The organism is Leucobacter albus (assembly GCF_039528015.1).
In the GTDB taxonomy this organism is placed as follows: Bacteria; Actinomycetota; Actinomycetes; order Actinomycetales; family Microbacteriaceae; genus Leucobacter; species Leucobacter albus.
In genome coordinates this window covers 64174-86176 of record NZ_BAAAKZ010000010.1, presented here as the reverse complement: position 1 = coordinate 86176, position 22003 = coordinate 64174, and the positions used below count along the sequence as shown (strand labels likewise).

At 68.9% G+C, this 22003-nt stretch carries 20 protein-coding genes; 10 read left to right on the top strand and 10 right to left on the bottom strand.

Annotated elements, in window-relative coordinates; translation table 11 throughout:
* The first annotated feature begins 61 nt into the window (after nt 1-61).
* The 7 genes from ABD115_RS11480 (at nt 62) to ABD115_RS11450 (ending at nt 7132) form a co-directional block, all read left to right on the top strand.
* Nucleotides 62-1693 (top strand): fucose isomerase, encoded by a 1632-nt coding sequence (locus ABD115_RS11480; RefSeq protein ID WP_343960913.1) that lies wholly within the window; start codon nt 62-64, stop codon nt 1691-1693.
* 211 nt (nt 1694-1904) lie between these two features.
* A complete protein-coding gene (locus ABD115_RS11475; RefSeq protein ID WP_343960911.1) occupies nt 1905-3068 on the top strand; it encodes a thiamine pyrophosphate-dependent enzyme in 1164 nt (387 codons plus the stop codon).
* On the top strand, nt 3065-4057 hold the full coding sequence (locus ABD115_RS11470; protein ID WP_343960909.1) for an alpha-ketoacid dehydrogenase subunit beta: 993 nt from the start codon (nt 3065-3067) through the stop codon (nt 4055-4057). The genes ABD115_RS11475 and ABD115_RS11470 overlap by 4 nt, the downstream gene beginning before the upstream one ends.
* A 27-nt stretch (nt 4058-4084) precedes the next feature.
* Nucleotides 4085-5506 (top strand): dihydrolipoamide acetyltransferase family protein, encoded by a 1422-nt coding sequence (locus tag ABD115_RS11465; RefSeq protein ID WP_343960907.1) that lies wholly within the window; start codon nt 4085-4087, stop codon nt 5504-5506.
* A 73-nt stretch (nt 5507-5579) separates the two neighbouring features.
* Nucleotides 5580-6335 (top strand): enoyl-CoA hydratase/isomerase family protein, encoded by a 756-nt coding sequence (locus ABD115_RS11460; RefSeq protein ID WP_343960904.1) that lies wholly within the window; start codon nt 5580-5582, stop codon nt 6333-6335.
* 126 nt (nt 6336-6461) lie between these two features.
* Nucleotides 6462-6728, top strand: coding sequence for a hypothetical protein (locus ABD115_RS11455; protein WP_382388852.1), 267 nt, complete (start codon nt 6462-6464; stop codon nt 6726-6728).
* The gene (locus tag ABD115_RS11450; RefSeq protein WP_382388850.1) at nt 6725-7132 is read left to right on the top strand and encodes a VOC family protein; all 408 of its coding nucleotides are present in this window, start codon (nt 6725-6727) and stop codon (nt 7130-7132) included. Before ABD115_RS11455 ends, ABD115_RS11450 begins: the two co-directional genes overlap by 4 nt.
* 44 nt (nt 7133-7176) lie before the next feature.
* On the opposite strand, the gene ABD115_RS11445 is transcribed toward ABD115_RS11450, so the two are convergent.
* The 4 genes from ABD115_RS11445 to ABD115_RS11430 form a co-directional block, all read right to left on the bottom strand.
* Nucleotides 7177-7716 (bottom strand): YaeQ family protein, encoded by a 540-nt coding sequence (locus tag ABD115_RS11445; protein WP_343960903.1) that lies wholly within the window; start codon nt 7714-7716, stop codon nt 7177-7179.
* A 99-nt stretch (nt 7717-7815) separates the two neighbouring features.
* Complete coding sequence (locus ABD115_RS11440; RefSeq protein ID WP_343960901.1) at nt 7816-8556, bottom strand: HAD family hydrolase; 741 nt, start codon at nt 8554-8556, stop codon at nt 7816-7818.
* Nucleotides 8557-8602: 46 nt separating this feature from the next.
* Nucleotides 8603-9592: a dihydrodipicolinate synthase family protein gene (locus ABD115_RS11435; protein ID WP_343961385.1), complete on the bottom strand. Its 990-nt coding sequence runs from the start codon at nt 9590-9592 to the stop codon at nt 8603-8605.
* Entirely contained in the window at nt 9592-10509 is a 918-nt protein-coding gene (locus ABD115_RS11430; RefSeq protein ID WP_343960900.1) for a DMT family transporter, read from the bottom strand. Before ABD115_RS11430 ends, ABD115_RS11435 begins: the two co-directional genes overlap by 1 nt.
* On the opposite strand from ABD115_RS11430, the gene ABD115_RS11425 reads away from it, so the two are divergent.
* Nucleotides 10508-11920 (top strand): aminotransferase-like domain-containing protein, encoded by a 1413-nt coding sequence (locus ABD115_RS11425; RefSeq protein WP_343960899.1) that lies wholly within the window; start codon nt 10508-10510, stop codon nt 11918-11920. The two genes, ABD115_RS11430 and ABD115_RS11425, sit on opposite strands and share 2 nt — an antisense overlap.
* Before the next feature lie 87 nt (nt 11921-12007).
* Here ABD115_RS11425 and ABD115_RS11420 read toward each other — a convergent pair whose 3' ends face one another.
* Nucleotides 12008-12541, bottom strand: coding sequence for a GNAT family N-acetyltransferase (locus tag ABD115_RS11420; protein ID WP_343960898.1), 534 nt, complete (start codon nt 12539-12541; stop codon nt 12008-12010).
* 36 nt (nt 12542-12577) lie between these two features.
* On the opposite strand from ABD115_RS11420, the gene ABD115_RS11415 reads away from it, so the two are divergent.
* Nucleotides 12578-13189 (top strand): TetR/AcrR family transcriptional regulator, encoded by a 612-nt coding sequence (locus ABD115_RS11415; RefSeq protein ID WP_343960897.1) that lies wholly within the window; start codon nt 12578-12580, stop codon nt 13187-13189.
* 169 nt (nt 13190-13358) lie between these two features.
* On the opposite strand, the gene ABD115_RS11410 is transcribed toward ABD115_RS11415, so the two are convergent.
* Nucleotides 13359-15587: an MMPL family transporter gene (locus ABD115_RS11410; protein WP_343960896.1), complete on the bottom strand. Its 2229-nt coding sequence runs from the start codon at nt 15585-15587 to the stop codon at nt 13359-13361.
* A gap of 103 nt (nt 15588-15690) precedes the next feature.
* Here ABD115_RS11410 and ABD115_RS11405 point away from each other — a divergent pair, with 103 nt between their 5' ends.
* A complete protein-coding gene (locus ABD115_RS11405) occupies nt 15691-16275 on the top strand; it encodes a MarR family winged helix-turn-helix transcriptional regulator (RefSeq protein ID WP_343960895.1) in 585 nt (194 codons plus the stop codon).
* Here the strand turns inward: ABD115_RS11405 and ABD115_RS11400 are convergent.
* Genes ABD115_RS11400 through ABD115_RS11385 form a run of 4 tightly spaced genes read right to left on the bottom strand, consistent with a single transcriptional unit; the run spans nt 16246 to nt 21911 of the window.
* Entirely contained in the window at nt 16246-18207 is a 1962-nt protein-coding gene (locus ABD115_RS11400) for a heavy metal translocating P-type ATPase (protein WP_343960894.1), read from the bottom strand. The two genes, ABD115_RS11405 and ABD115_RS11400, sit on opposite strands and share 30 nt — an antisense overlap.
* Nucleotides 18204-18674, bottom strand: a complete 471-nt coding sequence (cmtR, locus tag ABD115_RS11395) for a Cd(II)/Pb(II)-sensing metalloregulatory transcriptional regulator CmtR (protein ID WP_343960893.1) — start codon at nt 18672-18674, stop codon at nt 18204-18206. Before cmtR ends, ABD115_RS11400 begins: the two co-directional genes overlap by 4 nt.
* Before the next feature lie 49 nt (nt 18675-18723).
* Nucleotides 18724-20694: an ATP-binding cassette domain-containing protein gene (locus tag ABD115_RS11390; RefSeq protein WP_343960892.1), complete on the bottom strand. Its 1971-nt coding sequence runs from the start codon at nt 20692-20694 to the stop codon at nt 18724-18726.
* Nucleotides 20691-21911, bottom strand: coding sequence for an ABC transporter permease (locus ABD115_RS11385; RefSeq protein ID WP_343960890.1), 1221 nt, complete (start codon nt 21909-21911; stop codon nt 20691-20693). The genes ABD115_RS11390 and ABD115_RS11385 overlap by 4 nt, the downstream gene beginning before the upstream one ends.
* Nucleotides 21912-22003 lie beyond the last annotated feature (92 nt).

The window sequence follows — 22003 nt, the reverse complement described above, 5'->3', positions numbered from 1 at the left end:
CCCAGCTCCCCGATCCACCGCAAAACCGCACCACCGCACCACCGCACGCCAAGGAGGCACCATGAGCTACGCACTTCCCACCCCGTCCACCCGCCCGGCGGCCGCGCCGAAGACCGCCTATCTCATCGCGTCCGGTGACCTGCGCGAGTCGGCGAACACGGCCGGCTGGCCGGTGCAGGCCGCGATGGAGGCCGACGTGACGGCGGCGCTCGCCGAGCTCGGTTGGCACGTGATTCGCGCTCACGATGTGGATCCCGAGACGGGGCACGGCTTCATCTCGAGCCAGCGCATGGGGCTCGAAGTCTTCAAGCGCATTCCCACCGATGCACCGCTCATCGTCGCCGAGGCCGTGTGGCAGTACTCCCACCACGTGCTCGCGGGCCTGCGCACCCACGAGGGGCCGATTCTCACCGTCGCGAACTTCGCCGGCGACTGGCCGGGCCTCGTCGGCCTGCTCGGGCTGAACGCCGGGCTCACGAAGATGGGCAAACCGTACGCGACAATCTGGTCGGTCGACTTCACCGACGACTGGTTCAAGGCCGGGCTTGGCGAGTGGGTCGAGACCGGGAAGATCACTCACGACGACTCGCACGTGCGCCCGCTGCCCGAGCTGCCCGCGAGCCCCGAAAAGGCGCTCGGCGAGGCGCTCGCAGCGGAGCTGCTCGCAGACAAGGCCATCATCGGCGTGTTCGACGAGGGCTGCATGGGCATGTACAACGCGATCTTCGACGACGAGCTGCTGAACCACACGGGCATCTACAAGGAGCGGCTCTCGCAGTCGGCGCTCTACGCCGAGATGCTCGAGGTGACCGAGGCGGAGGCCGACGCAACCTACGACTGGCTCGTCGAGCGCGGCATGACGTTCAAGTACGGCGACGACGCCGCGACCGAGCTCACCCGCGAGCAGGTGCAGTGGCAGCTGAAAATGTATATCGCTGCGCTGCGCATCTCCGACGACTTCGGGCTCGACGCCGTCGGTATTCAATACCAGCAGGGGCTCAAAGACCTCGTGCCGGCCTCAGACCTCGCCGAGGGCATGCTGAACACCACCGAGCGCCCGCCCGTGTTCTCGCGCGACGGGCAGCGCGAGCTGTTCGCAGGCCGGGCCTTCCCGCACTTCAACGAGGCAGACGAGGGTGTCGCCGTCGACGCGCTCGTCACCGACAGGGTGTGGCGGGCCATGGGCCTCGAGCCAGACAACACGCTGCACGATGTGCGCTGGGGCGAAGAGTACGACGGCGAGTTCGTGTGGGTCTACGAGATCTCTGGCTCGGTGCCCGCCTCGCACCTCGGCGGCTGGAATAACGCAGAGGGCTGGCGCCAGGGGCACGTGTTCTTCCCGGCCGGGGGCGCGACGATCAACGGCGTCTCGAAGCCTGGCGAGATCGTGCTGTCGCGCGTCTACATCGCAGACGGCGTGCTGCAGGCCGACATCTTCAGGGCCTCGGTCGTCGAGCTCCCCGCCGCCGAGACCGAGCGGCGCAAGCACGCGACGAACCCCGAGTGGCCGATCGCGCACGTCGTGCTCCACGGCATCTCGCGCGATCAGTTCATGGCGCGGCACAAGGCAAACCACGCCCAGCTCGTGTACGCCCCAGACGCCGAGACCGCCGACCGGGCGCTCGTGGCCAAGGCGGCAATGTTTGCCGGCATGGGAATTCGGGTGCACCTCGCGGGCGAGGTGCGCCTTTAGACCGCCCGGCGATTCGTCTCAGCCGCCACATTCGTGGCAGATTCTTGGGCGCGCGGACAGTGGTTTTTCACACTTACGCGCGATAGTGTGAGGCTCACAAGTGACCCTTGTACGTGCTTCGACGGCGAAGACGACGCATCCTAGCTGCCGGAGCACAAGCACTGTCGTGCTGTGACATAACCAGGCAATCCAACAAGGAGCGTGAGCGTAGATGGGGATCACCATCCATGATCCAGAGCCCATTCAGTTTCTCGGAGCAGACGGATCGTTTGCCCCGAACGAGAGCGCGAAAGAGTATCTGAGCGAGGTCGAAGACCTCGCGGTTGAAGAAGTGCAGGGCTGGTACCGATCGATGGCGCGCAGCCGCGCCTTCGACACCGAGTGCACGAACCTGCAGCGCCAGGGGCAGCTTGCCCTGTGGGCGCCAAACCTCGGGCAAGAAGGGTGCCAGGTCGGGCTCGCCTATGCGACAGAACCCGAAGACCACCTCTTCCCGACCTACCGCGAACACGCCGTCGCCGACGTTCGCGGAGTGCCACTGCTCGACCTCGCGGCGCAGTTTCGCGGGCTCACGCACGGTGGCTGGGACGTGAATGACCCGAAGAACGGCAACTTCCACCTCTACACCGTCGTTCTCGGCGCCCAGGCGCAGCACGCACAGGGCTTCGCGCTCGGCATGCTGCTCGACGCGAAGCGCGCGGCTGGCAACACCGCGCTCGACCCGAACGAGCCCGGCACCGCGACCGATCGCGCCGTGATGTGCTTCTACGGCGACGGCACCACGAGCCAGGGCGAAGCCAACGAGGCCCTCGTGTTCGCCCAAAGCTACCAGTCGCCAATCGTCTTCGTCGTGCAAAACAATCAGTACGCGATCTCGGTGCCCGTCGCCCGCCAGAGCCGCACCCCGCTGTACCGGCGCGCCCTCGGCTTCGGCATACAGTCGGTGCAGATCGACGGCAACGACGTGCTCGCGTCGTACGCGGTCGGCCGCCGTTTCATGCGCGACGCGCGTGCGGGCCGCGGCCCCGGCTACATCGAGGCGCTCACCTACCGCATCGGCGCGCACACCACGAGCGACGACCCGACGCGCTACCGCGAGAACGAAGAGCTCGAGCAGTGGAAGCTCAAAGACCCGCTGCGCAGGCTTGCCGGCTACCTACGCTCGCTCGGGGTCTCCGACGAGACCATCGCCGAGATCGACGCCGAGGCCGCCACGAACGCTCGATCGGTTCGCGACCAGATTCTCGCGCTGCCGGCATCGCAGCCCGATGAAATGTTCGACTACGTGTATGCAGAGAAGCACCCCCGCATCGATGAGCAGCGGGCCTTCTTGCACGCATACGAAGCATCGTTCGCCGAGGAGGTGGCCTCATGAGCCAGTCGCACGAAACCACATCGCTCGCGATTGCGCGCGCCATCAATGCGGGGCTCCGCGAGGCGCTCGCTGGCGACGACAACGTCGTCTTGCTCGGGCAAGACATCGCCTCGCTCGGCGGCGTCTTTCGCGTCACCGAGGGCCTCGCGAAGGAGTTCGGCACCGCGCGCGTGCTCGACACCCCGCTCGCTGAGGCCGGCATTCTCGGCTCGGCGGTTGGCCTCGCGATGAGCGGGTTTCGACCGGTCGCCGAGATTCAGTTCGACGGCTTCGTCTTCCCCGCGATGAACCAGATCGTGACCCAGCTCGCGAAGCTTCGCAACCGCTCCGCCGGCACCATGAACATGCCCGTCGTGCTGCGGCTGCCCTATGGCGGCCACATCGGCGCCGTCGAGCACCACCAAGAGAGCCCGGAGGCCTATTTCGCGCACACCGCTGGACTGCGCGTGGTGAGCCCAGCGAACGCGAACGACGCGTACTGGATGATTCAGCAGGCGATCGAGTCAGAGGACCCGGTGATCTTTCTCGAGCCGAAGGCAAAGTACTGGCAGAAGGGCGAGGTGCGCCTCGGGAGCCCGGCAGCGGGGCTACACGAGACACTCGTTGCGCGCGAGGGGAGCGATGTCACGCTCGTCGGCTTCGGCGCGATGGTCACGACGCTGCTGCAGGCCGCCGAGATCGCGAAGGGCGAGGGGGTGAGCGCCGAGGTCATCGACCTGCGCACGGTCTCGCCGATCGACTATGGCCCGATCGTCGATTCAGTGCGCAAGACAGGGCGCGTGGTCGTGGCGCAGGAGGCGCCAGAGAACGCGAGCGTTGGCTCGGAGCTCGCGGCCACGCTCAGCGAACGCTGCTTCCTGTCGCTCGAGGCACCGGTGCTGCGCGTATCTGGGTACGATACGCCGTTCCCGCCCGCGGGCAACGAAAGCCACTACCTCCCCGATGCCGATCGCGTGCTCGCCGCCGTCGATCGCGCCATGAACTATTAGCAGCGCGCTGACGCTGAAAGGTGTGACATGAGTAACAACGAGTTTTTGCTCCCCGACGTTGGGGAGGGCCTCACCGAGGCTGAGATCGTGACGTGGGCGGTGCAGCCGGGAGACACGGTGCACCTGAACCAGGTCATCTGCGAGATCGAGACCGAGAAATCGCTCGTCGAGATCCCCTCCCCATTCGAGGGGGAGATCGCCGAGCTGCTCGTCGAGACGGGAACGACGGTGCCGGTCGGCACCGCAATTTTGCGGATGCGCGGCGAGGGCGACAACGCCGGCGAGGGTGGCGGATCGGGCTCGGCATCGACCGGCTCTGCCGCCGCGAGCGGCTCCGCGGCTGGCGGCGCTCCTGAGCGCGCCGCGCAGGCGGATACGGCTGGGGGAGGTGCAGCGTCGGCCGGTGCAGCGGCGGCCGGTGCTGCCGCGGCCGGTGCTGCGGCGGCCGGTGCTGCGGCGGCCGACGAGGAGAACTCCGGCGCAGTGCTCGTGGGTTACGGCACCGGAGGGGCCGTGAAGAGCAGGCGCGCCCCTGACAGGCGCCCGGCGTTGGTTCCAGCAGCTGGCGTGGCCGTCGCGCCTGCTCCGCGGGGGAAGGCCTACGCCAAACCGCCGGTGCGCAGGCTCGCAAAAGACCTTGGCGTCGAACTGGCCGGGGTCACCGGCACGGGAGTCGCCGGGGAGATTCTGCGCGCCGATGTGCAGGCGGCAGCCAGCGGCGGTGCAGAACGCGCGATCGCAGCGGGGGCGCCCGCTGCAGCGCGCGAGGAGCGGGTGCCGGTGAAGGGCATTCGCAAGGTCGTCGCTGCGGCGATGGTCGAAAGCAAGTTCACCGCACCGCACACGTCGGTGTTCGTCGAGGTCGACGCGACCCGCACAATGAAGCTCGTCGAGCGGCTCAAGGCCACCGACAGCTTTGCCGACGTGCGGGTCTCGCCGCTGCTCATCATGGCGAAGGCCGTGCTCTGGGCGCTGCAGCGAAACCCCGAGGTGAATTCGGCTTGGGCGGGCGACGAGATCATTCGGCGCAACTACGTGAACCTCGGCATCGCGGCGGCTACACCGAGGGGCCTCGTGGTGCCCAACATTAAGGGTGCCAACGAGCTCTCACTCGTCGCGCTCGCCGAGGCTATCGGCACGCTCACGAAGCGTGCGCGAGACGGCGTTACCCAGCCAGCCGAAATGCAGCGGGGCACGATCACAATCACGAACGTCGGCGTGTTCGGCGTCGACTTCGGGCTGCCGATTCTCAACCCGGGCGAGACCGCGATCGTGGCAATGGGGTCGATCAGAAAGAAGCCATGGGTGGTGAAAGACAAGGTGCGCCCGCGCATGGTCACCACGATCGGCGGGTCGTTCGACCACCGGGTGATCGACGGCGACGTGATCAGCCGCTTCGTCGCAGACATCGGGGCCGCGATTGAACGGCCGGAACTACTGCTGAGCTAGTTTCGGCCGCCGGGGCAGAGGTTTCGCACACAGCGGTTGACCGCGGGGCGGGTCACCCTCGTAGGATCGAAGTATGACTACTGCAGTGTTGCTAGACATCTCGGGCGGCGTCGCCCGCATTACTCTGAACCGGCCCGACCGGTTGAACGCCTTCAACGATGAGATGGCTGAGGGGTGGACGGCGGCCGCTGAGGCCGCCGTCCAGTCTGACGAGGTGAAGGCCATCATCGTCGACGCCGCTGGCCGCGCGTTCTGCGCCGGTGGCGACGTTCAGGCGATGGCGCAGATGAGCGAGCGGGGCGGCATGATCCGTGCGCTCGCCGAGCGCATCAACGTCGGCATTCTCGCCCTCACGGAGTCGGCAAAGCCCGTCGTCGCTGCCGCCCACGGCACCACCGCCGGCGGTGGCCTCGGAATCTTGCTCGCGAGCGATTACGCCGTCGTCGGCGAATCCTCCCGCGTCGGCAGCATTTACGGCGGCGTTGGGCTCACGCCCGACCTGTCGGTGTCTGCGCAGCTCGCGGCCGCAGTCGGTGAACGGCGTGCGCTGCAGCTCCTGCTGCAGGAGCGGCTGCTGTCGGCAGAAGAAGCGGTCGAGTGGGGGCTCGCGGCCGAGCGCGTTGCCGACGATCAGGTCGGTGCGCGGGCCGAGGCGATCGCGGCGTTCTGGGTACAGAATGCTCACGCCTACGGCGAGGCGAAGCGTCTCATTCGTTCGCGCCCCGAGCGCAGCTTCCGTGAGCAGCTCTCCGAGGAAGCGAGCTCGATCGCCCGTGCCTCCGAGAGCCCCGAGGGCGACAGGCGCATCAAGGCATTCGCCGCGCGCTAGCGGATGGCGGGTGGCGCCGCGCCGCGCCGCTGAATATGACACTTGTTGTCGCCCGGAGCGAGGTTTGTCGACAACAAGTGTCATACGGGTCAGCAACTGCGCGGATCGTCGTGAGATGCTGGGCGTATGAACAGGGCACCGGGTTCGGAGAAGCGCACGGCGATCGTCGCGATCCGCCGTGTGCGCGACCGCATCGACCGCGACTACGCGCAGCCGCTCGACGTCGAGGCTCTCGCCCGCGACGCGCACATGTCGGCGTTTCGCCGAGCGAGTACAAGCGCACCCGCGGCGCCGCGGCCGCCGGCATTCCGGCCTGCCACGCGAAGCAGGCAACGAGACCGGTCAGAAATCGAGAAGCCTCGGGGCAGGGCCAGGCGTAGATTGAACGCATGAACATCAGCATTCACTACGCATTTCTTCCGCACACCGACCCCGAGGCCTCGCTCGCGTTCTACCGCGACGCGCTCGGATTCGAGGTGCGAAACGACGTCGGGTACGAGAACATGAGGTGGATCACCGTGGGCCCCGCCGGGCAGCCAGACACCTCGATCGTGCTGCACCCGCCGGCCGTCGACCCGGTGGTGTCAGACGCCGAGCGGGCCGTGATTCTCGACCTCATGGCCAAGGGCGTCTACGGAGCGCTCACGCTTGCCACCGACGACCTCGACGCTTTCTTCGCAAAGCTCGAGGCTGCCGGCGCAGACGTCGTGCAGGAGCCGAGCGATCAAGATTACGGCGTGCGCGACTGCGCGTTTCGTGACCCGTCGGGCAACCTCATTCGCGTAAACCAGCGGTGATCCGCTTGGGCGCCTGAGCTGCGCCCGCCCGTTCGCCCGCCGGGTCAGCCGATGCGGTGCTCGTGGAGCGCGCTCGAGAAACTCGCGCCGTTGCTGTCGACGTACAGCTGCCCCTCGGTGAGCGATACCGTCATCGTGTTGCGCCGCTCGAGGGTCGCGACAACGCCGTCGATGAACCCGGCATCGAAGGAGCGGATGGCGATCTCGTCTGCTCCGTGAATCGTCTTCCCAGACCACGAGGCGATGAGCTTCTCGGCGTCGCGGTGCGTGTAGACCGCGACCCTGCCGGCGAGCTTGCTGCCGTAGTGCAGCCGGTCGGCGTCGGGGGCGCCGACCTCGATCCACGCGGTGACTGCTCCGGTGAGGTCGCGCACGAGCACGGCCGGTTCGTCGGTCGTCGACACTCCAGCGCTGAACGCGATGCCCTCCTCGTACTCGAGGCAGTACGCGAGCAGCCGCGTCACCATGAAGCGATCGGTTTCAGAGGGGTGCCTGGCTACTCGCAGCGCGAGCTGCTCGTACACTCCGCGATCCACATCGGCGAGTTGAATGTCGAATGTGTGGATCGTCGCGCCTATTGCCATGAACACACAGCCTAGCGTGGGGCCGGGCCGGGCGGCTGTGCGCTCGAGCGCCGCCGCGGCCGGTGCCGCTCGCCGGCCGGCGGTCGCTGCCCGCGCCGATCAACCGTGCGAGCGCTCGGGGAAGCGCAGCTGCTCGACGACGCGCGGCAGCTCGCGCATGTCGTGCAGAGCGATGACGCGGTCGCTCTGCGGGAATTCTTCTGGGCCGAAGTGCCCGGTGTAGGCGAGCACGAGCATGCCGGCGCGCTCGGCGGCGAGCACCCCGGTCGGGCTGTCGTCGACCGCGATGCAGCGCGCGGGGTCGACCCCGAGCTTGCGCGCGGCTGACAGATACACGTCGGGAGCCGGCTTGCCGGCCGCCTCGTCTTCGGCGCTGCAGATGCGCCCCTCGAAGCGGTCGCGCAGCCCGACAGTGTCGAGGCTCGACCTGATGCGCGCGTTGCGGCTGTTCGACGCGAGCGCGAACGGCACCGTGAGCCGGTCGAGCGCCTCGACGATGCCGGGGATCGCCTGGAGCCGCTCGGCGAACGCCTCGTCGAGCCAGTGTTTGTAGGGGGCATCCCACCCCGGCTCGAGGGGGCGGCCGACGCGTTCGGCGAGCGTGGCGTGGTAGTACTCGCTCGACGAGCCGACGAACAGCTTCGCGAGGGTGTCGAAGTCGGTCTGCCAGCCGAGCTCGGTCACAATGCGGAGGGTGACCTCGAGCGCGATGCCCTCGCTGTCGACAATGACGCCGTCGCAGTCAAACACGACGGCGTCGTAGATCGGGGTGTGTGCGGCCGGGGTGTGTGCGGCTTGCGTGCTCGTCGTCGCGGTGCCGGTGGCTGGGACAGTGGACATGGCTACTCCTGCTCGGTGACAAACGTGGCGCGGGGGTACCAGCAGCCTATGCGCTTCCGCTCGCGGCTGCGATCTGGGCGAGCGCAGCGGCAACCGCCCGGGCGCCGCGCTCGTCGAGGCTCCGAACCGGGTGCGGGAGCGAATCGTGCGAGATCAGCCCGAGCTCTGCGAGCACAGCAGCGATGACCCGGTAGCTGCCGTGCTCAGCGAACAACCGCCACAGCGGTGTGAGCTGGCCCGACAGCGCCCGAGCGAGGGTCGCGTCACCAGCGCTCGCCGCGGCGTGGATCGCGAGACACTCGACCGGCAGCGCCCCCGCGAGCACGCTGTACCAGGCCTCACAGCCCGCGAGCAGCGCGCCGGCCGCGCTCGCGTCACCGCTGATGCCGAGCGTGACGCCCGGCGGCATCTGCGCGCGATACTCCGCGAGCCGTGTGCTGGCCTCCGGCTCAGGCACCGGGGGAATCTTGATCGATGCGACGCCGGGGAGCGTCGCGATGCGCCCATGGAGCGAGCTCGTGAACGTGAACCCCGTCGTCGTGGGGTTGTCGTACACGATGAGTGGCACCGACAGCTCGGCGCTCACTGTCGCGTAGAGGCCAAACACCTCTTCTGCGGTCAGCGGCTGGTAGGTCATGGGCGCGAGCAGCACGGCGGCAGCTCCGAGACGCTGTGCCTCGGCGACGTTCTCGAGCACCTCGCGGGTGCTCAGCGCGCTCACACCGACTGCAACGGGCAACCCGCAGGCGTGCTCGAGGGTGAGTTCGATGACCCGTGTGCGTTCGCCCGGCGAGAGGTAGGGTGCTCCGCCCGTTGACCCCAGCGCGCAGAGCGACTCGACACCCGACTTGGCTGCGTGCGCGACGACGCGCGCGTAGCCGGCCTCGTCGATAGTGCAATCCGGTTCGGTGCTGGTGCCCGGTTCGATGCGCATGCCGGCTTCGGCGCCGGTGCCAGCGGCTGCTCCAGCCCGCGAGCCCGCCCCCGCCGCGAGAAACGGCGTGAACGGGAACGCGCTGACCCCGGTGAACCGCATCACGCCGGCCTCCGTGTGCGAACGGCAAAGAGCGCGCACGCGATAACCGCGAGGCCGCCCGCGACGGTGAGCCACCCCACGGGCTCGTGCAAGATCAGCGCCGCCCAGGCAAGTGTGAGCACCGGTTGCACGAGCTGCACCTGACTGACCTGTGCCATCGGGCCGATTTCGAGCCCGCGATACCAGGCAACGAACCCCAGGAACATGCTGACGAGGCCCAGGTAGCCGAAGGCAAGCCACTGCGTCGGGGTCGCCGATGCCCCGTGCTCCGCAACCGCGGCGAAGGTGAGGCCGATCATCAGCGGTGCTGCGACGACGAGGGCCCACGAGATCGTCTGCCAGGCACCGAGCTCGCGGGCGAGTAGCCCGCCCTCGGCGTAGCTCACGGCTGCGGCGAGCACCGCCCCAAAGAGCAGCAGGTCGCTCCAGCTGAGCTGCCCCAACCCGCCGGCCTGCACCGCGGCGAACCCGACAGCGACAGCGGCACCAGCACCGGCCGCTGCCCAGAACGCGCGCCCGGGCCGTTCACCCGTGCGCAGCACGCTCATCGCAGCCGTCGCTGCGGGCAACAGTGCGATTACCACGGCGCTGTGCCCGGCCGAGGCCGTGGTGAGCGCGAGGGAGGTGAGGAGCGGAAAGCCGACGACGGCGCCGGCAGCGACGACGGCGACGCGGATCCACTGCGAGCCGCGCGGGAGCCGTTGGCGCGTGAGCGCGAGCGCGGCCCCCGCGAGAACCGCTGCCACGACGGCCCTGCCAGAACCAACGAACAGTGGGGAGAGCCCCGCCACGGCGACCCGAGTGAACGGCACCGTGAACGAGAACGCCGCCACTCCGAGCAGGCCCCAGAGCAGCCCTCGGCCCGGTGAGGGTATCGCGTGCGAGATTTGGAGAGTAGCGCTACTATGTCTATTCATGAATGATGATAGCAGTTCGCGAATCGTCACCGGGCTCCTCGACTGGATCTCGCGCGCGCCAGCGGGGGCAAGGCTCCCGCCGACCCGCGCGCTCGTCGCCGAGTACCAGGCGAGCCCCGTCACGGTGCAGAAAGCGCTGCGCACCCTGAGCGCTCGCGGTGCTATCGAGACGCGGCCGGGTGTCGGCGCGTTCGTGCGGGCGGTTCGCACCGCCAGGCCGCTCGATTTCGCGTGGCAGACCGAGGCGCTGCGCTCGCCGCAGCACCGACTGTCGCCCGCGCCCGCGACGATGCGCGCATCGGCGAACACATCGATAGCGCTCCACGCCGGCTACCCCGACCGTGAGCTGCTGCCGGAGCGGCTCATTCGGCAGGCGCTCGGGCGGGCTGGCCGTAGCGAGGCAGCCGTGACCCGAGCTCCCGCGGCCGGGCTCCCCGAATTGCAGGCGTGGTTTGCCCAGGAGCTTGCCGCCGCGACGCCGCTCGGCGTGACCCCGGTTGCGGCGAGCGATGTGATCGTGCTGCCCGGCAGCCAGAGCGGCCTGAGCTCCACATTCCGGGCGCTGGTCTCGGCCGGGCAGCCCTTGCTCGTCGAGTCGCCGACCTACTGGGGTGCCATTCTCGCGGCCGAACAGGCCGGCGTCACCCTGGTGCCAGTGTCGAGCGGCCCGCAGGGGCCCGACCCCGGCGCACTCGCTCGTGCGTTCGCAGAGACCGGGGCGCGTGCGTTCTACGCGCAGCCGAACTATGCGAACCCCACGGGTGCGCAGTGGTCGCCGGATCGGGCCGCGCAGATTCTCGCGGTCGTGCGCGAGTACGGCACCTTCCTTATCGAAGACGACTGGGCCCACGATTTCGGCATCTCGACCGAGCCGGTTCCGCTTGCCGCAAGCGACGATGCCGGTCACGTCGTCTACCTGCGGTCACTCACCAAGAGCGTTTCGCCCGCGATTCGCATTGCCGGGGTGATCGCGAGGGGGCCTGCGCGCGAGCGGATCCTTGCCGACCGGCGCGCATCAGCGATGTACGTGAGCGGCATCTTGCAGGCCGCCGCCCTCGATGTGGTGACGCAGCCGGGGTGGGCATCGCACCTGCGGGGCCTCAAACAGCAGCTGCGCGCGCGCCGCGATCTGCTCGCCGAGAGCCTCGCCGAGTTTGCGCCGACCGCGCACCTCACGGGGTTGCCGCACGGTGGGCTGAACCTGTGGGCACAGCTTGGCGACGGGGTCGATGTGCACACCCTCGTGCGAGCGTGCGAAGACGAAGGGGTGCTCGTTGCGGCGGGCCACGAATGGTTCCCTGCCGAGCCCTCGGGCGCGTTCGTTAGGCTCAATTACTCCGGGCCAAACCCCGGCGCGTTCCCGGAAGCGGCCAGGGTGATAGGTGGGGTGCTGGCGCGGCTAGGATCGTGACCGGGTCGGTGGCGGGTCGGTGTGCTGGTGCGATGGGTTGACCTGTGGGCCTCGGTCGCCGAAGCGGCTCAGCGCCGGGCGGCGGGCCTAGCTCAGCGGGAGTTCGTAGTGCACGATGTCGATGCGCTTGCCCGATGGGGCCGTCGCAGTCTCGGTGGTGCCGGCTCGAAACCCTGCCGACTCGAGGGTGCGCTGCGATGCGGCGTTGTCTGCGGCGGTGCGTGCGGTAACCGTGCTGAGCCCGCTGCGCTGCGCGAACTCGGCGGCGAGCGCGAGCGCTGAGCTCGCGAAGCCCCTGCCGCGAGCGCTGGGGTGTAGCCAGAAGCCGACCTCGGCGCTGTCGGCCCGCACATCGAAGATCACCAGGCTGCCGACGAAAGCATCGTCTGCAGCGTTTGCGATTGCGAGAACGGCAAGGTCTCCTCGCTCGAGGCCAGGTGCTGCGTCGCGTTCGATCATCGCGCGCACACTTGCGGGGGTGTACTCGGGTTCGGGGAGATGGCCAAATTCCCGCACGGCGGGGTCGGCGGTGCCTGCCGCGTAGGGTGCGGCATCGTCGAAGTGCAGCGCGCGTAGGCGAGCGTGATTGTTGGTCAGGGGTAGCTGCGATTGTTGGAGCACGATGCAAAGCTAACATAGATCGGTTAGGCTGAAGCCGTGAGCTACTGGGAGAACAGCAAACCTGTGCAGCGCGCCAGGTCGGTTGCTGTGGAAGACATCGCGCGGGCGGCGGCAGAACAACTCGATACTGGCGGCCTGCGCGCTCTCACGCTGCGCTCGGTCGCAGGCGCTCTCGGGGTAGCGCCGGCAAGCCTCTATTCGAGGGTGCACTCGGTCGATGACCTCTTCGACCTCGCTCTCGACCGCGCGCTCGGCGCTGACGCTGAGATGCAGCGGGCGGTGGCCGGCGCTGCGGTCGACGAGCTCATGCTTGCCCTGTTTCGCCACCTCACTCGCCACCCATGGGCGTGCCAGGTGATCGCGATGAGAGCACCGCGCGGCCCGAGCTATCTTGCCCTGTCTGAACGGCTCTGCGTGTTGCTCGAGGCGCGCGGGGTGCGCGATCCGCTCGGCGCCTCGTACGCGCTATCGAACCTTGTGATCGGTAGTGCCACGACCGCGCAGGTTGCGCCACGCGAGCGTGCTGCGCCCATCAGTGAGCGCATTGCCCCGACGTATGCCAGGCTGCATGCCGCTCATGCCGCTCATACCGCTGAGCCCGAGGCCGTGGTCGCCGCGGGCATCGCGGCGCTGCTTGCTGCCGCCTGAGCCCCGGCCCGGCCGCCCGGCCCCGCCGCCCGGCCCCGCCCGTCAGAGCCTTTTCGCTCCGTCACCATCGAAATAGCAGGTATTTGGATGGTGACGGGGCGAAAACATGGTGACGGAGCGAAACCCGAGGGCCCCAGCCCCAGCCCCAGCCCCAGCCCCAGCCCCAGCCTCAGCCCTCGCCCTCACCCCCACCCCCACGCGAGAGCTTCGATGGCCACCAGATCTTGCGCCCGATGTCGTAGCTCAGCGCGGGCACGAGCAGCGAGCGCACGATGAACGTGTCGATGAGCACCCCGAACGCCACGATGAACGCGATCTGCACGAGGAAGAGGATCGGAATCACGGCGAGCGCCGCAAACGTCGCCGCGAGCACGAGGCCGGCCGAGGTGATGACCCCACCGGTGATCGTGAGGCCCCGCAAGATGCCCTCGCGGGTGCCGTGCTTCACCGATTCTTCCCGCACGCGCGTCATCAGGAAGATGTTGTAATCGATGCCGAGCGCGACGAGGAAGATGAATCCGAACAGCGGAACAGCTGGGTCTGCACCTGGGAACTGGAAGAGCCCGTTGAACACGAGCGCCGAGACGCCGAGCGCGGTGCCGAACGACAGCACCGTGGTGAGCACGAGCAGCACGGGCGCAACGACCGAGCGCAGCAGCAGCATGAGAATCACGAGAATCACCGCGAGCACCACCGGAATGATGAGGTTTCGATCGTGGATCGACGCGGTGTTCGTGTCGATCGCGGTCGCCGTCACACCGCCGACCAGGGCGCCGGGGATGGCGTCAGCGAGCTCGGCGCGCACCGAGCGCACGGTGTCGGCGGCGGCATCGGAATCGGCGGCGGCAACCAGTGTCGCCTGCAGCATCACGTCGCCGCTCACGACGGTCGGCGTGGGTACGGGGGTGCCGGGTGGCCCAAACGCTGAGATGCCGTCGATCGTGACCGGCGCGGATCCGCTCGGCGAATCACCGGACAGTACCGACACGCCGTCAATGCCGTCGTGCGCGAGCAAGATGTCGGCGGCTGCCTGCAGCTCAGACTCGGGCACGACGACGGTTGCCGGGCTCCCGGATCCGCCAGGGAAGTGCTCGCCGAGCGCGGCCTGGCCGTCGCGCGCCTCGGAGGATCCGATGACGAGGTCGGATTGTGGCACGCCAACAGCGTTGAGCTGCGTGACCCCGAGCGCGCCGATAGCGAGCACGATCGCGGTGGTCACCCAGATCGCGCGCGGGCGACGCCTAATGGCGCCCGCAAACTTCGCCCAGACCCCGCCAGATGGCATACCGTGCTCGGCCTCGACGACATCGGGCTCGAACTTCGGCCTGCGCGGCCAGAAGGCGGCGCGGCCAAAGGCGAACAGGATCGCTGGCAGCAGCGTGAGCGCGGCGAGCATCGCGAAGACGATGCCGATCGCGGCGACTGGGCCGAGCGTACTGTTCGACTTCAGGTCGCTGAGGAGGAGGCAGAGGAGGCCCGCGATCACCGTTCCGCCAGAGGCGACGATCGGCTCAAACGACGCCCGCACCGCCCGCATCGTGGCCTGCCACTTGTCGGTTGTGACGCGCAGCTCCTCGCGGAACCTGGCGACGTAGAGCAGCGAGTAGTCTGTCGCAGCGCCGATCACGAGAATGAACAGGATGCCCTGGGTCTGGCCGCTGAGCAGAATCACGCCGGCCTTCGCGAGCCACCACACGGTGAGCAGGGCGACGCAGAGCGCGAACATGCTCGTCGAGAGCACCGCGATCGGCAGCAGGATCGAGCGGTAGACGATGATAAGAATCACGAAGACCGCGAGCAGCGCAACGCCGAGGAGCAGCCCGTCGATGCCTGAGAACGCGGCGGAGAGGTCGGCGCTGAAGCCCGCCGGGCCGGTAACGTATACGGACACGCCTGGTGGGGCAGCCGAGCGGAGGGCGTCGCCGAGCGAGCCAACGGTGTCACTGAGGTCTGCCTCTGAGTCAATCGGCACGAAGACCTGCACGGCGAGGCCGTCTTCCGAGGGGAGCGCGGGCGAGACCCCGTCGGCTATCCCCGCGATGCCCGTCGAGCTCTCGGGGTCGGCGACGCTCTCGAGGGCGGCTGAGATGGTGTCTAGCTCGCCGCGCGTGAGCTCGTTCTCGCCAGCGAAGACAACGATCGCGGGGATCGTGTCGCTGTCGTTGAACTCGGTGAGCAGCTTGCGCACCTGCGTGGCGTCGGCCGACTCTGGCAGGTACGCGGTCGGGTCGTTCGAGGAGACCTCGGAGACCTTGCCGAAGTATGGCCCGCCAATGCCTGCACCGGCGAGCCACATGATGATGAGCAGGGCCGGGATGACGACGCGCAGCCACTTTGGCGGCCCCTTTGGCCCGGTAGCGTGCGCTCGCGTGAGGCCCTCTGTTTGGTGCGGCTTCATGTGCAGTCCCCATTCCCGAACGTGATTTAGCTAGCCTAGCAAGAAACATCATAAGGGTATAGATAGGTCGGTGTGAAACAGTCAACCTGGGTACAATCATGAAATGCGAGAGTCAATGCCAGGTCGCGAGCCGGGAGGCGCGGCGCCGCCGAATCTCTACGACATTGACTCGGCTGACCCAGATGGCAGGCTTGTCGACCGCGGCGGCGTTGACCCGGCCGAGGCGCAGCAGATCAGCATGCTCATGGGGGCCCTCGGGCGGCTGCGTGACGCCGAGCGTGAGCTCTCTGAGGCCTCGCTGAAGTACATGAAGCTCAACGAGACCGACATGCGCGCGCTGCACTTTCTCATTGTCACGGGCAACCGTGGTGAGCTCGCGACACCGGGCACGATTGCCGCACACCTGAAGATCTCGAGCGCGTCGACAACCAAGCTGCTCGATCGGCTCGAGCGTGGCGGCCACATCGTGCGTGGCGCGCACCCGACCGACAGGCGCGCGCTCACGATCACGATTACGCCTGAGACGCACGAGGCCGCGATGAACACCGTCGGTAAGCAGCACGCCAAGCGGTTTCACGCGGCGGCGCGGCTCACGCCGGCGGAGCGCGACGTGGTGATCCGCTTCCTCGACGACATGGCCGCCGAGATCGCGATTGGGTCAGAGGGGTGGCCCGAGCAGCCCGAATAGGGGCGAGCGACCGCGCGGTGGGCGCGCGGCCCGCAGCCCGTTCGCGATAATCACCACCTCGGCGAGTTCGTGCACGAGCACGACCGCGGCGAAACCGAGCACGCCGGTGATCGCCAGCGGCAGCAGTGCGGCGATGACCGCGAGCGAGAGCCAGATGTTCTGCGTGATGATGCGATGGCCCCGGCGCGCGTGCGCGAGCGCCAGAGGAATGAGCCTGAGGTCGGTGCCGGTAAACGCCACGTCGGCAGATTCGATGGCCGCGTCTGACCCCGTCGCGCCCATTGCGATGCCGACCGAGGCCGCCGCGAGCGCCGGCGCGTCGTTGATACCGTCGCCGATCATGGCGGTTGGGGCTGTGACAGCGAACGCGTTGATGAGCCTGGCCTTCTGCGCGGGGCGCAGTTCTGAGTGCACGTCGGTAATGCCCGCGAGCTCGGCGAGCGCGTGCGCGGTGCGCGCGTTGTCGCCAGTGAGCATTGCAACGCCGATGCCCTGCCCGCGCAGCTCGCGCACGAACTCGGCGACCTCGGGGCGCAGTTCATCGCGCACGCCGATCACCCCGAGTACCCGGCCGTCACGCGCCACGGTGACGACGGTCTGGCCGGCGGCCTCGAGCTCGGAGGCCGCCGCCGTGAGGGGCCCAGGCCGCAGCCACCTCGGGTTACCGACGCGCACCTCGCTGCCGCCGACAACGCCCGTGAGCCCGAGCCCTGGCAGCTCGGTGACGGCCGAGGCGGGTTCGGGGCCGGGCACCCCGGCGGTGATCGCCGCCGCGAGCGGGTGCGTTGAGTGCTGCTCGAGTGCCGCGGCGAGCGAGCGAACGACCCGCTCAGGCACCCCGTCGGCGGGGATGACCGCGGTGACGGTCGGTGCGTTGCGGGTGAGCGTGCCGGTCTTGTCGAGCGCGACGCGGCGGATCGTGCCCAGCCGTTCAAATGCTGCTCCGCTCTTGATGACAACACCGAGCCTGCTCGCGCCCCCGATCGCCGAGACGACCGTGACCGGCACCGCGATCGCGAGCGCGCACGGAGATGCGGCGACGAGCACAATGAACGCGCGGGTGACCCAGGTCTCGGGGTCGCCGAGCACCGAGCCGACCGTGGCTACCGCGACGGCCAGCAGCAGCACTCCTGGCACAAGCGGCCTGGCGATTCGGTCGGCGAGTCTCGCGCGCCGGCCCTTCACCGCGTGCGCTTGCTCGACGAGCTCGACGATTGCTGTGAGCGAGTTGACGGTGCCACTCGCCGTCGCGCGAATCTCGAGCGCGGCCGAGCGGTTAATCGAGCCGGCCGCGACGGCGTCGCCAGGGCCCGCGGCCGCTGGCATTGACTCGCCTGTGACGGCGGAGGTGTCGAGCGTGGAGCTGCCCGCGGTGACGACGCCATCGGTGGCCAGCCGCTCGCCAGGGCGCAGCGCAATGGTCTGCCCCGGCCGCAACGTCGCGGCCGGTACCTCGCGCCGCACCCCGTCTTCAACGACTGTCGCGGTCTCGGGCACGAGGCTGAGGAGCGCCCGCAACCCGCCGCGTGCGCGACTCATCGCGCGGTCTTCGAGCGCCTCGGCGAGTGCGTAGAGGAAGGCGAGCGCCGCGGCCTCCTGCACGTAGCCGAGCACTACTGCGCCGATCGCGCTGATGGTCATGAGTAGCCCGATGCCGAGCTTCTTCTGCCCGAAGAGCCGCCGCAGGGCGCCTGGCACGAATGTGGCCGCGCCGAGCGCGAGGGCCAGCCAGTACGCCCCGAGTGCGAGGGGTTCGCGGCCGAAGACCTCGAGCGCGAAGCCGGTGGCGAGTATCGCCCCGGCGACGAGTGGGATGAGGATCGAGCGATCGCGCCACCACTGGGTGTGTGTGGGAGGCGCGAGAGGCGCGGGAGCGGGCGCGCTGAGAAGGGTGCTCGGAGACGCGTCTGAGCCGCAGCATTCGGCGCTCATCGGCGATCCGCCACCGCCGCGATGTCGGCCACGGTGTCGGCCGGGGGAGCCGCCGCTCCGGCTCCCGCTCTCGCTCTCACGGACGCACGCGTCGCCGCGCCGCTGCGAGGCGCGGTCTGGTCGGCCCCGCAGCAGCCGGGAACCGCGCACGCGTCGTCGACGCAGGGCGCGCCCTCGTCGACGGCGAGGGTGACGTCGACGAGGGCGAGGAGCGCCGCCGTGAGGTGCGGATCCGCGATCTCATACCGCGTCTTGCGGCCCTCTGGCTCCGCAACCACGATGCCGCAGCCCCTGAGGCAGGCGAGGTGATTGGAGACGTTTGTGCGAGTGAGCCCGAGCTGTGCGGCGAGCTCTGCCGGGTAGCCGGGGCGTTCGACGAGGGCGAGGAGTATCTGGGAGCGGGTCGGGTCGGCGATGGCCCGCCCGAGCCGGTGCATGGCGTCGAGGCGCGCGGCAATGGTCAGCATGCAGTGACTATACAGCATGAGCTGACCATTCGTGATGTCGCATTGCCCGTCACCCCGCCCGGTTGGCCGTTAGGGCGTCGAGCAGCATCGCCTCCTCAAGCGTTGTCGGCTGCGCCTCGATGCTCACCGCCCCGCCGAGGTCTGCGAGCGCGGCGGCGACGGCGGCCCGGTTCGCGCCGGGCACGCGGATCGCCGTGCCACTGAGCACCGCGGCAATGCCGGCCGCTGTGAGCGCAGCAAACGCGGCGTTCACCCGCGGGGTTTCGACGACGAGCGAACTCCTGCCCGCGACGATGGCGGCGGCGGGCCCCTCGCTCGTCACCCGGCCCGCGGTGAGAATGATGAGGCGGTCACACTGGGCGGCCTCCTGCATGTAGTGGGTGGTGATGAGGGTGCCCACCCCGAGCTCGGCCGCCGCGCGCAGGTCGCGCCACAGCTCAGCCCGAGCGAGGGCATCCATGCCCGAGGTCGGCTCGTCGAGCACCACGAGCGCAGGGTCGTGCACGGTTGCCGCAAGATAGGCAAGCTGCCGTTGCGTGCCGAGCGGCAGCGCCGATGTGGGGCCGGACCCCTGCGCGGCGGCAAACCGCAGCGCCGCCAGCGGCGGTGCCACGCGATGCGCTGCCGCGGTGAACTCTAGGTTCGCCCTCGCCGACAGTGAGGGGTAGAGGCCGAGACCCTGCGCAACGTAGCCGATGCTGCGGCGCGACTGCAGCGAGGGGTGGCGGCCGAGCAACCCCGTCTCGCCCGAGGTAGCGGTCTCGAGCCCGAGCAAAATGCGCATCAGCGTGGTCTTGCCCGCGCCGTTGCCGCCGAGCAGGCCAACGATTTCGCCCGGCCGCACGCTCAGCGAGACGCCGCTGAGTGCCGAGAAGTCTCCGTACCGGCGAACGACGCCGCGCGCCTCGACGAGCGGGCCCGTCGTCGCCCGGCGGTTGCTGCCGCCGCTGCCGCCGCTGCCGCCGCTGCCGCCGCTGCCGCCGCTGCCGCCGCTGCCGCCGCTGCCGCCGCTGCCGCCGCTGGCGCCGCTGGCGCCGCTGGCGCCGCTGGCGCCGCTGGCGCCGCCGAGCGGTACCGGAGGCTGCGAGTGCGGGCGCTTGGAGGCGCGCGTGCGCGAGGAGACATCGGTGCGCGCGTTCGAGTGAGGCCGGGGCCCGCTGGCCGCGGCCTCGTGCCGCGCGGTGAGCAGGGCAATGCTCGTGTTCTCGAGGTCGGGAATCGCCGCGCGAAACCCGGGTGGTGCCGCGGCTGCGGGCGAGGGGTCCCACAGGTAGATGGTGCCGCCCCTGCGCCAGCTTCGCGGCGCGCGCAGCGCGGCCCGAGCGCCCGGGCGCGCCGCTGCGGCCTCCCAGATGCGCCCGGGGGCCTGCTGCACCACGTCGGCGACCGACCCCGAGGCGAGCAGCCGCCCGTCGCCGAGCAAGAAGAGCTGGTGCGCGCGCTCGGCCTCGTCGAGATAGGTGGTGGTGAACACGACGGTTGCGCCCTCGGCGGCGCTCGCCGCAATGAGCGACCAGACCTCGGCGCGGCTGATCGGGTCAACCCCGGTGGTCGGCTCGTCAAGCAGCACGAGCGCCGGCGAGTGCAGCGTCGCGAGTACCACCCCAAGCTTCTGCCGCATGCCGCCCGAGAGCCTCCCGGCGAGCCGGTCTTTCGCCTCGGCAAGCCCCGCGCGCTCGAGCAGGCGCGCCGATCTCGCCCTGGTCGTCGCCGCCGACAGCCCGAACGTGTGCGCGACAAACTCGACGTTCTCGGCCACGGAGAGGTTGCGCCACACGCCAGACGTCGCTGGCAGGTACCCGACCTCGGTGCGGGGCACCGGGAGCCCGGCGCTCGTGTGTGCCCGAAATGGCACCCTGCCAGACAGGGCGCGCAGCAGGGTCGACTTGCCCGAGCCGTCGCCGCCGATCACGGCGCTCACCGTGCCGGGTTCGAAAGTACCGGCAAAGCCCTCGAGCGCGAGCGTTGTGCCGAACCGCACGGAGGCCTGCGTGAGCGAGATGCTATGTGACTTACTCATCGCGTACCCCCGTGGGTGAGGGAGTGTCGCATGCGTGTCGTTGCGAGCCCGAAGGCGATGACGGCCATGCCGAGCAGCACGACGAGCGGGAGCCACAGGGCCTCGAACCCGGCGCCGCGAAGCATCACGCCCTGCGTTACCTCGCGAAACCAGGTCAGTGGGAGCGCGTACCCTAGCCACCGCACCCCGAGCGGCATCGAGGTGAGCGGAAAGATGAGGCCAGACAGCAGCACCTGCGGTACGACGAACAAGATCGCCATTTGAATGGCCTGCCCCGTGTTCTGTGAGAGCGTCGAGATCAGCACGCCGATGCCGAGCACCACGAACAAGAAGATGAGCGCCGCGAGGCTGAACAGGAGCACGCTGCCATTGAACGGAACATCGAACAGCCAGGCCCCGAGCAGCGTAATCACGGCCATGTCGATGAGCGCGAGTGCGAAGTAGGGGGTGATCTTGCCGAAGATGATCGCCGACGGGCTGATCGGCATCACCGCGAGCTGCTCGAGTGTGCCTGTCTCGCGTTCGCGCACGAGGCCGATGCTCGTGATTAGCGCTCCGATGAACAGCAGAATGAGGCCGATGAGGCCCGGCACCATGACCCACGACGTCTCGAGATCTGGGTTGAACAGCACGGTCACGAGCGAGTCTGGGTCGAACGTTGGGGCGTCGATGGTCGGCGGCGTGATGGTCGGCGGGGCGCCCGTCGCCCGCGCCTCGGCGAGCGCCTGCGAGAGCGTTTCTGCGAGTGTGTCTGCAAGCGCGTCGGTGCGCTGCGTGACTTGGGTTTCGAGGTCTTCGGCGGCGAGCGTTGCGAAGACGGCCTGCGACGCCTGGGCGACGAAGAGCCCGCTGCCGTCGAGGTACACGCTGATGCGATCTATGAACGGTGTGTCTGCGGCCGCGCCACCGGTTGGTGGCTTCGAGACGATCACGGCGTTCGCCACCTGGTCTCGGAGCAGCTGCTCAGCGTCGAGTTCGGTGAGCGCGCTGTCAATTTCGAGGATGTCGAGATCGTCGCGGGCCGCGCTGTACTCAGCGAGCTCGGCCGCAACGGCCTCTGCCTGTGGGCCGACGACGATCGCCGTGACCCTGTCGACCGAGAAGTTGGCGGCGTAGCCGAAGATGATGAGCAGCAGCACCGGCAGCGCGACGAGCATCGCGAGCGTTCTTCGGTCGCGTGCGAGTTCGCGGAACTCTTTGCGGATGATTGCGTTCATTGGCACCCCTTAATTCATCTAGTGACGAATTGCAGTGTACGCGATAATTGACACATGTGGTGAATAAATACCGCATTGCTACGCTAGTTTTG

Bases quoted from the DNA above. Each gene is read 5' to 3' on its own strand.
- ABD115_RS11480 (WP_343960913.1), top strand. From the start codon at position 62: ATGAGCTACGCACTTCCCACCCCGTCCACCCGCCCGGCGGCCGCGCCG.
- ABD115_RS11475 (WP_343960911.1), top strand. From the start codon at position 1,905: ATGGGGATCACCATCCATGATCCAGAGCCCATTCAGTTTCTCGGAGCA.
- ABD115_RS11470 (WP_343960909.1), top strand. From the start codon at position 3,065: ATGAGCCAGTCGCACGAAACCACATCGCTCGCGATTGCGCGCGCCATC.
- ABD115_RS11465 (WP_343960907.1), top strand. From the start codon at position 4,085: ATGAGTAACAACGAGTTTTTGCTCCCCGACGTTGGGGAGGGCCTCACC.
- ABD115_RS11460 (WP_343960904.1), top strand. From the start codon at position 5,580: ATGACTACTGCAGTGTTGCTAGACATCTCGGGCGGCGTCGCCCGCATT.
- ABD115_RS11455 (WP_382388852.1), top strand. From the start codon at position 6,462: ATGAACAGGGCACCGGGTTCGGAGAAGCGCACGGCGATCGTCGCGATC.
- ABD115_RS11450 (WP_382388850.1), top strand. From the start codon at position 6,725: ATGAACATCAGCATTCACTACGCATTTCTTCCGCACACCGACCCCGAG.
- ABD115_RS11445 (WP_343960903.1), bottom strand. From the start codon at position 7,716: ATGGCAATAGGCGCGACGATCCACACATTCGACATTCAACTCGCCGAT.
- ABD115_RS11440 (WP_343960901.1), bottom strand. From the start codon at position 8,556: ATGTCCACTGTCCCAGCCACCGGCACCGCGACGACGAGCACGCAAGCC.
- ABD115_RS11435 (WP_343961385.1), bottom strand. From the start codon at position 9,592: ATGCGGTTCACCGGGGTCAGCGCGTTCCCGTTCACGCCGTTTCTCGCG.
- ABD115_RS11425 (WP_343960899.1), top strand. From the start codon at position 10,508: ATGAATGATGATAGCAGTTCGCGAATCGTCACCGGGCTCCTCGACTGG.
- ABD115_RS11430 (WP_343960900.1), bottom strand. From the start codon at position 10,509: ATGAATAGACATAGTAGCGCTACTCTCCAAATCTCGCACGCGATACCC.
- ABD115_RS11410 (WP_343960896.1), bottom strand. From the start codon at position 15,587: ATGAAGCCGCACCAAACAGAGGGCCTCACGCGAGCGCACGCTACCGGG.
- ABD115_RS11405 (WP_343960895.1), top strand. From the start codon at position 15,691: ATGCGAGAGTCAATGCCAGGTCGCGAGCCGGGAGGCGCGGCGCCGCCG.
- ABD115_RS11400 (WP_343960894.1), bottom strand. From the start codon at position 18,207: ATGAGCGCCGAATGCTGCGGCTCAGACGCGTCTCCGAGCACCCTTCTC.
- cmtR (WP_343960893.1), bottom strand. From the start codon at position 18,674: ATGCTGACCATTGCCGCGCGCCTCGACGCCATGCACCGGCTCGGGCGG.
- ABD115_RS11390 (WP_343960892.1), bottom strand. From the start codon at position 20,694: ATGAGTAAGTCACATAGCATCTCGCTCACGCAGGCCTCCGTGCGGTTC.
- ABD115_RS11385 (WP_343960890.1), bottom strand. From the start codon at position 21,911: ATGAACGCAATCATCCGCAAAGAGTTCCGCGAACTCGCACGCGACCGA.